Raw genomic sequence first — 12,180 nt, 5'->3', positions numbered from 1 at the left:
AAAGCTAAAATAATAAAAGGCAAATAAAAAATACCCTACTTACCTAAGAAGGGTATTTAAGATAAAAAATATAAAAGAGCTTTTATAGATCACCACCGCGTACAGCCAACAAAAAGATGACTATCGGGCCTGAGAGCATAATTAATGCTACAAAAATTAATTGAAAAATTACATTGAAATCGATACCACTAAAAAGGTTAGTTATAAAACTCATCTTTTCTCCTAAAATTTACCCAAACCGAGCTTGATAGATGGCTTAATCATGTCTGCCATTGTCTATAATACCTGGGAATTATCTGCTAATTCTCAGCATATATACAAAAGTATGTAAAGTTTTGTTTCAATAAATAAAATATGGTAACTTGGCGTTGTGTTAATAATTGTGGAGCTTGTTGTTATCTAGCTCCTAGTGAAAGACCTGATTTAGAAGACTATCTTTCTTCTGAAGAATTGCAAAGATATCTGAGTATGGTAGGAAAAGACGGTTGGTGTATCAATTTTGACCATGAAACTAGAAAATGCCAAATTTATGAGGATCGTCCTCGTTTTTGTCGTGTCAAATCAGATATTTTTGAGCAAATGTATGGAGTAACTTCTGAAGAGTTTGATGAGTTTGCGATTGATTGCTGTCATCAACACATTGAAGACCTGTATGGAGCAAATAGCGAGGAAATGAAATATTATAATCAGGAAGTTTATGACCTTTAACGCTTTAATGAAATACCAAACTATCGGCAATTAAGCTTAAAATAGGCTAACTGCTCATGAATAACTTCAACTCGAAATGTTAATGGAGAAAACTAAAGATCATCCCTTACCCGAAAAAATAGATTTATTAACAACTGAATTAAATCCTATTGAAGTTAATTTTAAAGAACATTTAAGCCATTATAAAACAAATAATTTTTGGACAGTTTTTAGTTCGACGTTTATTACGATTTTTTTAGCTGAAATAGGAGATAAAACTCAATTAGTTACTCTTTTTATGAGTGCTGAATCTCAATCTCCTTGGATCGTTTTTCTTGGGGCAGCTATGGCTTTGGTTGCTACCAGTTTATTAGGCGTTTTGATTGGTTATTGGTTAGCCAAAAAATTATCTCCAAAAACCTTAGATTTAGGAATAGCAATTTTGTTACTGTTAATTACTGGTTGGTTAATTCAAGATATAATTAGCTAAATTAATAATTAATAATTAATAATTAATAATGGATTGGCAACTTTTAGGTCTTAGTTTTATAACCGTATTTTTAGCAGAAATAGGAGATAAAAGTCAGCTTGCTGCGATCGCACTTGGTGGAAGTTCTAAGTATCCTCGCGCAGTATTTTTAGGTTCAACCGTTGCTTTGATTTTAGCTAGTTTCTTAGGTGTTATTGCTGGTGGAGGCTTTGCACAAATTTTACCAGAACGTTTGCTCAAAGCGTTTGCTGCGATTGGATTTGCAATTATGGCATTACGTTTAGTCTGGCAGCCTAATAAACCCTAAATTATTCATTGTGGTTTTTTATTTTTAGGATAATCAACCTTACCGATATGTTTGTGAGGGTAAGCTATCAGTAACCCTTACAAATATTTGTTAGAAAACAACGAAGATTATTAAAGCATTTGACTTTAACCTTATTCATTAGTTATTTTAAAATAATTTTTATTGAAAATATTGATACTTTAAACTAAGAACAATTTAAATATTGTGGTTTAACGAAGAAAATTGATTTCGTTTAATTGTTTTCTTGTAAAAAAGTTTCAAGATCGAGAAATAAATAAGTTATTTTCTATAATTATCAGATATTGTTGACTACTATAGTTAAAAAAAATAAGCATTGTCAGACTAAATCGCTTCATAAAATTTTGATTATCTTTGATAGTTTTACTGAAAGTTTGGGAAAAATAAGATTAAGTTTTACCCAGGCTGTTTATTGATCAGCATTTATGAATATAACTATGCAATCATATCGATATGAATCTGAACAATTAAATTTGATACTGGAGTCAAAAAAAAATGACCAATACACTGGAATCATAAACATAGAGACTCAAGACCAATCTAGTCAAGTTAAAAAATCTCAAGTGTTAATTTGGCATGAAGGTAATATTGTTTACGGGGGTTCAAAAGTTCCTAATAATCGAGAATTTGCTTTGATTGTAGGCAAGAAATTTCAACCGAATTTAATTGATACTGCGCTAAAAATTGTACTCAAACAAATTGATAATTCTAACTCAGTTCAAGAGACTATTAATGGATTAGTTAAATTACGAATTTTTAAATGGCAAGAGATTGAATCTTTTGTTAAAGAAAGAGTGATTTGGTTACTCGAAGAATTATCTTCTTTACCAGGAAAAATTACTTACGATCCTTCACTCAAATTTGATTTTAGTTTTGGTGAAGATTGTCATGCTTTAGATTGGTTTGTACTTAAATCAGAGTTAAATAATCGTCAACAAAAATGGTCTAGTTTTGCACCTTTAATTCCTTCAATGAATGCAATTCCATTTCTTACTGGAGGAGGATTAAGTGCAGTTACCAATCCAACTGTTCAACAACATCTAGAAGAATGGGTTGATGGGAAAACTAGTTTAGTAGATATTGCCAAAAAATTAGACAAAGATCCACTTAATATTGCTAATTCATATTATCAATGGGCGCAAGCGGGTTGGATTAAATTTGCAACCAAACCAATTGATGATAATCAAATCCAAAATAGCAATCAACCAATTATTGTTTGTATTGATGATAGTCCGATCATCCGCACCATGTTAAATCGGACTTTAAGCGATCGCTATCAAGTGTTACTCGCTAGTAATGCAGTAGAAGGGTTGAATTTTATTTATAACAATCCTATCTCTTTAGTAATTCTCGATCTTTCTATGCCAGATATTGATGGTTTAGAAGTATGTAGTACCATTCGCAAAATTCCTAAATTTCAAGAACTACCGATTATCATGCTGACAGCTAGAGATGGATTTGTAAATAAATTCAAAGGGAAAATGGCTGGCTCTAATAAATATTTAACTAAACCATTTGATGAACGAGAATTACTGGAAATTGTTGGTAGTTATTTTAATATTTGATTGCTTGTTAAAGACAAATTGTAATTTTTCTTGTAAATAGTTATGGACACTAAACCATATCTGCTTTTTAGTCTTAATGATTCTCATTATGGTATTGATGCCAATATCGTTCAAGAAATTTTTTATTTACCAGAATTGATTGCTTTAGCAGAAACACCGCACGATGTTGTAGGTATACTCAATCTTCGTTCCCAAATTGTTCCTGTAATGCATTTATCATTAAGGCTGGGATTACCTTTAACAGAATGTGAGATAGATGATTATGTAATTATTTTAAAATGGCAAGAATTATTAATTGGCATTATTGTTAATCAGGTTCAAGAAGTAAAAGAAATTGAATCTCAGGCTATTACAAATAAGATTGATTATGGCAGAGTTAAACAAATTAAACTTCCTTTTATAACAGGAATAGCTCAAGTTGAACAGCAAGAAATTATTTTATTAAATCATGAAAACTTAGTTCGCTATCATGATGAAGTTCACGATTCAATTGCTGCCGTAGAAGAGATTATTAATATTGGTAGTGAAGCTAATTTGAATCAACTTAATATTAGTAACTTCTATAGTTTATGTTTGCCTAATGCTACTCCTGAAATTAAAAGTATTTTACGAGAAAGAGCCAAAAATTTACGTCATTCTTTGATTGATTTTAATAAAAATAAACTAAGTTCTATCGCTGTCATTAGCTTAAATCAGGAATATTTTGGCATTAGTCTAGATTTGATTGAAGAATTTACAGAGCTACTTCATTACACTCCTATTCCCTGTTGCCCCAATCATATTGTTGGCAATATGAATTTACGAGGAAAAATTATTACTTTAATTGATATTAGTCAATTTTTAAATTTGGGAAATAGTTCTGATACAAGTCGTAAAAAAGTAGCGATAGTCAAGTTAAAAGACTTTGTAACTGGAATTGTGATTGATGAAGTAGTCGATGTTACTTGCTTTAAAGATAAAGAAACCAAACAAGAACTAGAAGAAAAAAACAAACATCAATATCTTCAAGCCACTATTTTGTCTGAAGAAAAAATGATTGGAATTTTGGATATAAAGAAATTAATTGAACAACCAAATTTGATAGTGAATTATAACGAACAAATTGCTTGTTGATTTCAAAAAAATTAGAAATAATTCAACTTAAATTTAGAGTAAATCCATGAAAATTACTACACAATTACAAGGCTCAATTATAGGTATTACAATCATTGCGGTTAGTGGTTTGGTTGGTACCTTTTCAACTTCTACTGATAGTGATGCCAAAATTGTTAATCAATCAGGGATTGTCAGAGGTGCTAGTCAAAAACTAATCAAAGAAGAAATGGCTGGTCAAACTGACGATCAATTAATTAATAAGCTAGACAAAACTATCGATGCTTTAATTAATGGGGACAAAGAATTAGGATTACCGCCTGCTAAAAATTCAGACTTTTTGACAAAAATGCAAGAAGTTAGAACAAAGTGGTTAAATCTTAAAAGCAGTATCACCAAGCTTAGACAAGATCCTACTTACGCAGATGAAATTTTTAATGAAAGTCAAGAGTTTTTTACTATTGCTAATGACGCTGTTTTTGCTGCCGAAGCTATGTACAATAGCAAAGTCAAAAAAATAAAACTGTTTGAATTACTTTTATTCACTACAGAAATAGTTATTCTGATTGCTATTTTATTTATTGGTCGTAGAATCAGTTTTTTATTAAAATTTTCTGCTAATAATATCGCATCATCATCAACACAAATAGCCTCAACGGTAGAACAACAAGAACGCACTGTCAACGAACAAGCAAGTTCAGTTAGTCAAACTACCACCACGATGGATGAATTGGGTTCATCTTCGCGTCAATCAGCCGAACAAGCAGAATCCTCTGCCAATGGCGCACGGCAAGCACTTAATCTGGCTGAACAAGGAACTCAAGTAGTACAACAAACCATGACAGGCATGAATCTACTTCAAGACAAAGTTAATGCGATCGCACAACAAATCATTAGTCTGAGCGAGCAAACTGGACAAATTGGCGGTATTTCTGAGTTAGTTGCCGAACTTGCCAATCAAACGAATATGTTAGCTCTCAATGCTGCGGTAGAAGCTGCTCATGCTGGCGAACAAGGACAAGGTTTTAGTGTCGTAGCTGCCGAAATTCGTAAACTTGCCGAACGTAGTAAAACTTCTGCCGAGAGGATCAAAGGTTTAGTTAATCAAATTCAAACTGAGATTAATCGCACGGTAATGGTAACTGATGAAGGAACAAAAACAGTAAACCAAGGTTTACAGTTAGCTCAAGGAACTGCTTCTACTTTTGCAGGCGTAGCTGATGCAGTGAATAATGTGTTTCTTAATTCGCAACAGATTTCTCTGAGTGCTAAACAACAAGCAGTAGCCATTCAACAGATGCTGAGTGCGATGAAGGAAATTGATTTGGGTGCGAAAGAGACTGCTAGTGGCATTAGTCAAGTCAGGATTAGTACTCGACAACTAACTGAGGTTGCTCAACAGCTTAAAGAGTTGGTTTAAATCGAGAAAAAGAAATTTATTTCAATCGAAGGGATTTGTAATTATGACTCAATTGCTTCAAAAAAAACAAGTTAATTCACCCAATCAAAGTTCCTCTGGAAGTGTACGTTATTTGAAGATTTTTCTGATTCCGATGGTTTTTACCATTTTTATTGGTGGCTCAGTAACTTGGTATATCTGGGATATGTACAAAACTTTCCAAAGAATCCAAACTCAAGATGCCAGAATTTTAAACTTGAGTAATCAAATTACTTATTTAGACGAAGTTTTAACCTCCAGCGCACGTTTAGCAGCTACTACTAATAACACAAGATGGGAAGAACGTTATTTAAATTTTGTTCCCCAATTAGATACTGCGATCGCAGAGGCTGAACAATTATTACCCAAGATTTCTAAAAGTGAAGTTTTGACTAAAACGGATGATGCGAATCAAAAACTTATTGCTATGGAAGATCAAGCATTTAAATTGATTGATCAGGGTAAAGCTAAAGAAGCAGTAGCTATTCTGTTTAGTTTTGAGTATGAGCAGCAAAAAGGTATTTATGCTCAGGGTTTAGAAGATACAAGCAATGCTTTGAAAGAATATGTAGAGCAAAATGTTCAACTCAAATCTCAGCAAGCATTTTCAGTGGTAGTTATAGTCAGTATTAGTTTAATTATTCTGCTTTGTACTTGGATTTTTGTTTTAGCAAGGATGCAGAAATATATTCAAACAATTAAAAATGCAGGAATTGCGATCGCATCATCATCAACACAAATAGCCTCAACGGTAGAACAACAAGAACGCACTGTCAACGAACAAGCAAGTTCAGTTAGTCAAACTACCACCACGATGGATGAATTGGGTTCATCTTCGCGTCAATCAGCCGAACAAGCAGAATCCTCTGCCAATGGCGCACGGCAAGCACTTAATCTGGCTGAACAAGGAACTCAAGTAGTACAACAAACCATGACAGGCATGAATCTACTTCAAGACAAAGTTAATGCGATCGCACAACAAATCATTAGTCTGAGCGAGCAAACTGGACAAATTGGCGGTATTTCTGAGTTAGTTGCCGAACTTGCCAATCAAACGAATATGTTAGCTCTCAATGCTGCGGTAGAAGCTGCTCATGCTGGCGAACAAGGACAAGGTTTTAGTGTCGTAGCTGCCGAAATTCGTAAACTTGCCGAACGTAGTAAAACTTCTGCCGAGAGGATCAAAGGTTTGGTTAATCAAATTCAAACTGAGATTAATCGTACGGTAATGGTAACTGATGAAGGAACAAAAACAGTAAACCAAGGTTTACAGTTAGCTCAAGGAACTGCTTCTACTTTTGCAGGCGTAGCTGATGCAGTGAATAATGTGTTTCTTAATTCGCAACAGATTTCTCTGAGTGCTAAACAACAAGCAGTAGCCATTCAACAGATGCTGAGTGCGATGAAGGAAATTGATTTGGGTGCGAAAGAGACTGCTAGTGGCATTAGTCAAGTCAGGATTAGTACTCGACAACTGACTGAGGTTGCTCAACAGCTTAAAGAGTTGGTTTGATATTTGTCATTGGTTAGTAAACTGAGGTTATCTAAAAAAAAGTATGAAAATCGAAGACGACGAACTCAGAGAATTATATAAAGCTTCTAGCACAGAAAGAATTGGTAAGCTTGAACAAGGTTTACTTCATCTCGAACAAAATCCCCAAGATCAAGTCAAATTAGAAGAATTATTGCGAGAAGCTCATACCCTCAAAGGTGATTCGCGGATGTTGGGGTTAAATGAGATCGAAATGTTGATTCATCAACTAGAAGATTGTTTAGCTGCCATTAAAAGAGGAGAAGAGACTTTTAATCCTCAAACTTGCGATCGCTATTATCAAGCCTTAGATGCTATTTCACAATTGGTTCATCAAGCTATTACAGGCGAAGAAGCCAATGTCAATACTTTTCAAGTTTTAGCTGCCTTAATGGGAGCAGAGGTAGAGCTTGCTTCTCAAACAGTATCTTCACCAGCAGATGATTTGTTTGCCGATTCAACTCCCACCACGTTAGATTCAAATAAGTTGTCTAAGGATGATTTATTGGGAGATTTTGCTTCTACTGTTACGCCAACCAATCCCAATTTAATTCCAGAATCAAAAACTAGTAATGTCAAACCAGCTAGCGATCAAATCATTGATACCATTCGAGTTGAACCAGAAAAATTAGATGCTTTAATGGCACAGGCGGGAGAGCTAACCGTAGCCAAACAAAGAATTAATAATCAAGTCAACCATATTCAGCAAATTAGCGATATTTGTTCAGAATTAAATCAAAATAAACTCAATTATCGTTTATTGTTCCGTAAAATCGAACAAAGTTTAAGCGCAGAATATCTCAAATCTTTTCATGATTTTTTGGCTCATACTCAAACAAGTTTAGAGCAGTTAGAAACTTTAGTCGATCAATTACAAGAGCGTAGCGAAGAAGATAGCACTAACTTGGATTTGGTTAGTAATCGACTAGAAAAAGGAATTCGCAACTTAAGACTTTTACCACTATCAAATGTCTTCAACCTATTTCATCGTTTAGTTAGGGATTTAGGTAAAGATCAGAAAAAACAAATTCAACTATCAATTGAAGGTGGTAACACTCTGGTTGATAAACGAATTTTGGAAGAACTAAAAGACCCCTTATTACATATTATTCGTAATGCGATCGATCATGGCATTGAAACACCTTCAGAAAGACAAAGTAAAGGAAAACCAGCAACAGCTACCATTCAGCTTCGCGGTTATCAAATCGGTAGTAGCGTAATCGTCGAAATCAAAGATGATGGCAGAGGATTAGATTTAGAACAAATTAAACAAACAGCTTTACGGAAAGGAATTCACACCGAAGCAGAATTAGCTCAAATGAGTAGAGAACAAATTCAAGCTCTTATTTTTGCGTCGGGATTTTCAACTCGTACTAAAATTACTGATATTTCTGGTAGAGGTGTTGGTTTAGATGTTGTTCGTGCTAATGTCGACAAACTTAAAGGCAGTATCGAAGTAACCTCCACTCCCAATCAAGGTTGTCAATTTAGTTTAAGATTAAGTAGTGCGATCGCGACAACAAAAGCCTTAATTCTCAAAGTTAATCAAAATTCTTACGCCTTACCAATTGAATTTGTTACTAAAATTTTACTTTTATCCCAACAAGATATCTTTACCTTAACAGGCGATCGCACTATTGTAATCGATGAATGTCCGGTACCAGTAGCTTGGTTAGCAGATATTTTAGAACTTCCTTTAAATATTCCTGCCTTTGCTACAGTTAATAATATTAGCCACAAAAATATTCCTTGTATTATTGTGCGATCGGGAAAAGAATTAATTGGTATTCTGATTGAAGAAATCCTGACGCAACAAGAGATTATTCTGAAACCTCAAAGTAAATTAATTCAACGAGTACGCAATTTTGCTGGAGCAACCATTCTCGATCATGGAGAGGTTTGCATGGTGCTAAATGCTCAAGATTTAGCGCACTCTATTAGTAAAGGTAGTCAAATTAATACGACTCAACTTCTAGAATCTATCCAGATAAAACCATCTTTATTGTTAGTCGAAGATTCAATTGTCATTCGTACTCAAATGAAACGCATTCTTGAAAGTGCAGGTTATCAAGTGACAACTGCGGTAGATGGATTGGATGGTTTTAACAAACTGAGAAAGGGCAAATTTGATGGGATTATTTCTGATGTAGAAATGCCCAATTTGGATGGTTTATCTCTAACTGAAAGAATTCGTCAGTATCCAGAATATCGAGAGTTACCAATTATTTTAGTGACTACTTTGGCTAAAGATGAGGATAAACGCCGAGGCGCACAAGCAGGTGCTAATGCTTATCTGACTAAAGGTGATTTCGATCAAACTTTACTGCTAGATACTCTGAATCGATTAGTTTAAATCAGTTACCAGTTGCCAATATCTAATAATTTGTACAGACGTTTTATGTTCCCGAAGGGTGCGAAGCAACGTCTCTACTTTTTACTTTTTACTTTCTTATGTCACCCATTAAAGTTTTATTAGTCGAAGATTCGCCCATTGCTTTGACAATCTTACAAAAAATTTTGGCTACGTCTTCAGAAATCACAGTAGTTGGTACTGCCAGTAATGGCATCGAAGCATTAGATTTGATTCCTAAACTCGAACCAAACGTAATTTGTACCGATCTCCAGATGGCAAAAATGGATGGTTTAGAATTTACTAAACAAGTAATGGCTAAATATCCTAAGCCAATTTTAATCATTAGTAACTCGGTACAACAAAGCGATACCGAAAATATTTTTGAACTACTTCAAGCAGGTGCAGTTGATGTTTTTCCTAAACCAGTAGGCGGACAAGCTACGGAATACGAACAAGTTAAACAAACATTACTCAACAAAATCAAAATTTTATCAGGAGTATCGGTCTTTACAAAACCTCTAAAAGATCAGCGTCATTCTAGTCGTACTAACAATCCAGGATTAATTGAAGCAACAGTTCAAATTACCTCTTCTGCCAAGATTAGTTCTCGCGTTCAACTCATAACTATTGGTGCATCGACGGGGGGACCTCAAGCTTTAGCTAAACTGCTCAAACCTTTACCAAGTGACTTTCCTGTCCCCATTATTTGTACTCAACATATTAGTGAGGGGTTTTTATCAGGATTAGTTAGTTGGTTGGGGAGAGAGTGTAAATTAGCCGTTAAAATTGCTGAGAGAGGAGAAATCCCTATCCCAGGAACAGTTTATTTTGCTCCTGAAAAACATCATTTAGAAATAGATACTCAAGGAAAATTTATTTATTTGGATCATCCACCAGTCGATGGTCATCGTCCTTCTGTAACTGTTACTTTTAAAGCAGTTGCGAGACACTATAGTAGAGGTGCGGTTGGAATTCTTCTCACAGGCATGGGAAAAGATGGTGCAGAAGGAACAAAAGCGATCGCAGATGTTGGTGGTTTAACTATTGTTCAAGACGAAAGTACCTGTGTTGTCTTTGGAATGCCTAAAGAAGCGATCGCTTTAGGTGCAGCACAACATATTCTTCCTCTTTCAGAAATTACACCCTTTTTACTCAAAAAAATCTTTTAAATATTATACATATTACTAATGTCTATCAATCAATTGTTTAACAATAATCTTCTTGAAGCTTTTATTAGTTTAATTACCGAGCAAACAGGCTTGATTATTAAAGAACGCGACCGCGATGACCTTAAAAAACAAATCTGCAATCGAACTCAATTACTTAATCTACCCTCACCAGAAAATTATTATAAATTACTGGCTACTACATCCAATACTAATTCTTTAGAATGGCAACAAATTATCATTTTATTAACTAACAACGAAAGTTATTTTTTTCGAGATACAGCCCAAATCGATCTGTTAGAAAAACAAATTTTTCCTGAACTTATTCAACGTAAACAAACTACCAAAACTTTACGTATTTGTAGTGCTGGTTGTTCTACTGGAGAAGAACCTTATACTTTAGCAATACTTCTTAAAGAACTTATTCCAGATTTAGTTCAATGGAATTTACAAATTATTGCTTTAGATCTTGATCGTGAAGTTCTCAAAAAAGCAGCAGCAGGAGTTTATAGTTCTTGGTCTTTTCGAGGTGTACAACCACGAATTAAACAACAATATTTTCAAGTGAAAAATAATCAGTACCATCTCAATTCAGATATTAAAGAGATGGTTAAATTTAAAAATATTAATTTAGTTAATGATTCTTTTGTTCAGAGCGATTGGGAATTAAATAATATTGATTTATTTATTTGTCGCAATGTTTTTATTTACTTTCCCGAAGATAAAATTACTACTGTTTTAAATAAAATCTATAATTCTCTACAACCTTTAGGTTACTTACTTACAGGCCATACTGAATTAGCTGCGCAAGATTTAAGCTGTTTTAAAATTGAAGTTTTTGAAGAGTCAATTATTTATCAACGTCCTGAATTAAATAATGTTAGTAATTTCTCTTCTAACTCAATTAGAATAACTCAAAACCAACTTCCTAATTTAGATCAAATCTCTTCTCAACAAGAAAACTTTAGTCGTTTGATTAACTCTATCGAGCAATCTCAAAAACTATTATCTAATCCGTTAATTCAGATTAAACCTTTACCAATTAAAACTAATTTATCTTTTTCAGAAATAGAAAAACTCGTAGAACAACAACAATATACAATAGCGATCGCAGAACTACAAAAATTAATTAATCAACCAAGTAATCAAATAGATTACTATTATTTATTAGCCAAAATTTATGCTGATACTGGCAAACATCTAGACGCGATCGCAGTTTGCGAATCTGCTTTACAAATAGATTCTTTAGCTGTGTCTATTTATTATCTTTTAGCTCAAGTCAAAGAAGAATTAGGTAATTTTATCGAAGCTAAAGAATTACTTAAAAAAATTATTTATCTCGATCAATCATTTATTGCTGCTTATTTAAATCTGAGTCAACTTTATCAGCGAGAAGGTGATTTAAAAAAGACTTTTAAAATGCAAATTGCTGCTTTAAATCTTCTTAAACAATTACCTGAAAACCAAAAAATTTCTGGCATGGGTAATTTAACAACTCAAGATTTAATTTCTCAAATAAAAACAACAATTTGA

General features: G+C 33.7%; 11 protein-coding genes. 10 read left to right on the top strand and 1 reads right to left on the bottom strand.

The window, feature by feature from the left end; all coding sequences use genetic code 11:
• Positions 1 to 82: 82 nt before the first annotated feature.
• The gene (gene psb30, locus STA7437_RS25395; RefSeq protein ID WP_015192295.1) at positions 83 to 214 is read right to left on the bottom strand and encodes a photosystem II reaction center protein Ycf12/Psb30; all 132 of its coding nucleotides are present in this window, start codon (positions 212 to 214) and stop codon (positions 83 to 85) included.
• Positions 215 to 354: 140 nt separating this feature from the next.
• On the opposite strand from psb30, the gene STA7437_RS05015 reads away from it, so the two are divergent.
• The 10 genes from STA7437_RS05015 (at position 355) to STA7437_RS25385 (ending at position 12,180) form a co-directional block, all read left to right on the top strand.
• The gene (locus STA7437_RS05015) at positions 355 to 708 is read left to right on the top strand and encodes a YkgJ family cysteine cluster protein (RefSeq protein WP_015192294.1); all 354 of its coding nucleotides are present in this window, start codon (positions 355 to 357) and stop codon (positions 706 to 708) included.
• A gap of 76 nt (positions 709 to 784) precedes the next feature.
• Positions 785 to 1,177, top strand: coding sequence for a TMEM165/GDT1 family protein (locus STA7437_RS05010; RefSeq protein ID WP_015192293.1), 393 nt, complete (start codon positions 785 to 787; stop codon positions 1,175 to 1,177).
• Between the two features lie 28 nt (positions 1,178 to 1,205).
• A complete protein-coding gene (locus tag STA7437_RS05005) occupies positions 1,206 to 1,484 on the top strand; it encodes a TMEM165/GDT1 family protein (protein ID WP_015192292.1) in 279 nt (92 codons plus the stop codon).
• A gap of 455 nt (positions 1,485 to 1,939) precedes the next feature.
• The gene (locus STA7437_RS25390) at positions 1,940 to 3,067 is read left to right on the top strand and encodes a response regulator (protein ID WP_071882324.1); all 1,128 of its coding nucleotides are present in this window, start codon (positions 1,940 to 1,942) and stop codon (positions 3,065 to 3,067) included.
• A gap of 42 nt (positions 3,068 to 3,109) precedes the next feature.
• On the top strand, positions 3,110 to 4,180 hold the full coding sequence (locus STA7437_RS04995; RefSeq protein WP_015192290.1) for a chemotaxis protein CheW: 1,071 nt from the start codon (positions 3,110 to 3,112) through the stop codon (positions 4,178 to 4,180).
• Between the two features lie 46 nt (positions 4,181 to 4,226).
• Positions 4,227 to 5,579, top strand: coding sequence for a methyl-accepting chemotaxis protein (locus tag STA7437_RS04990; protein ID WP_015192289.1), 1,353 nt, complete (start codon positions 4,227 to 4,229; stop codon positions 5,577 to 5,579).
• A 43-nt stretch (positions 5,580 to 5,622) separates the two neighbouring features.
• The gene (locus tag STA7437_RS04985) at positions 5,623 to 7,110 is read left to right on the top strand and encodes a methyl-accepting chemotaxis protein (protein WP_015192288.1); all 1,488 of its coding nucleotides are present in this window, start codon (positions 5,623 to 5,625) and stop codon (positions 7,108 to 7,110) included.
• Positions 7,111 to 7,153: 43 nt separating this feature from the next.
• On the top strand, positions 7,154 to 9,481 hold the full coding sequence (locus STA7437_RS04980; protein WP_015192287.1) for a hybrid sensor histidine kinase/response regulator: 2,328 nt from the start codon (positions 7,154 to 7,156) through the stop codon (positions 9,479 to 9,481).
• A gap of 98 nt (positions 9,482 to 9,579) precedes the next feature.
• Positions 9,580 to 10,650, top strand: coding sequence for a chemotaxis-specific protein-glutamate methyltransferase CheB (gene cheB, locus STA7437_RS04975; protein WP_015192286.1), 1,071 nt, complete (start codon positions 9,580 to 9,582; stop codon positions 10,648 to 10,650).
• 18 nt (positions 10,651 to 10,668) lie between these two features.
• Positions 10,669 to 12,180: a CheR family methyltransferase gene (locus tag STA7437_RS25385; protein WP_015192285.1), complete on the top strand. Its 1,512-nt coding sequence runs from the start codon at positions 10,669 to 10,671 to the stop codon at positions 12,178 to 12,180.

Source organism: Stanieria cyanosphaera PCC 7437 (genome assembly GCF_000317575.1).
Taxonomy (GTDB): Bacteria; Cyanobacteriota; Cyanobacteriia; order Cyanobacteriales; family Xenococcaceae; genus Stanieria; species Stanieria cyanosphaera.
This window is presented reverse-complemented; position numbering and strand designations above follow the sequence as displayed.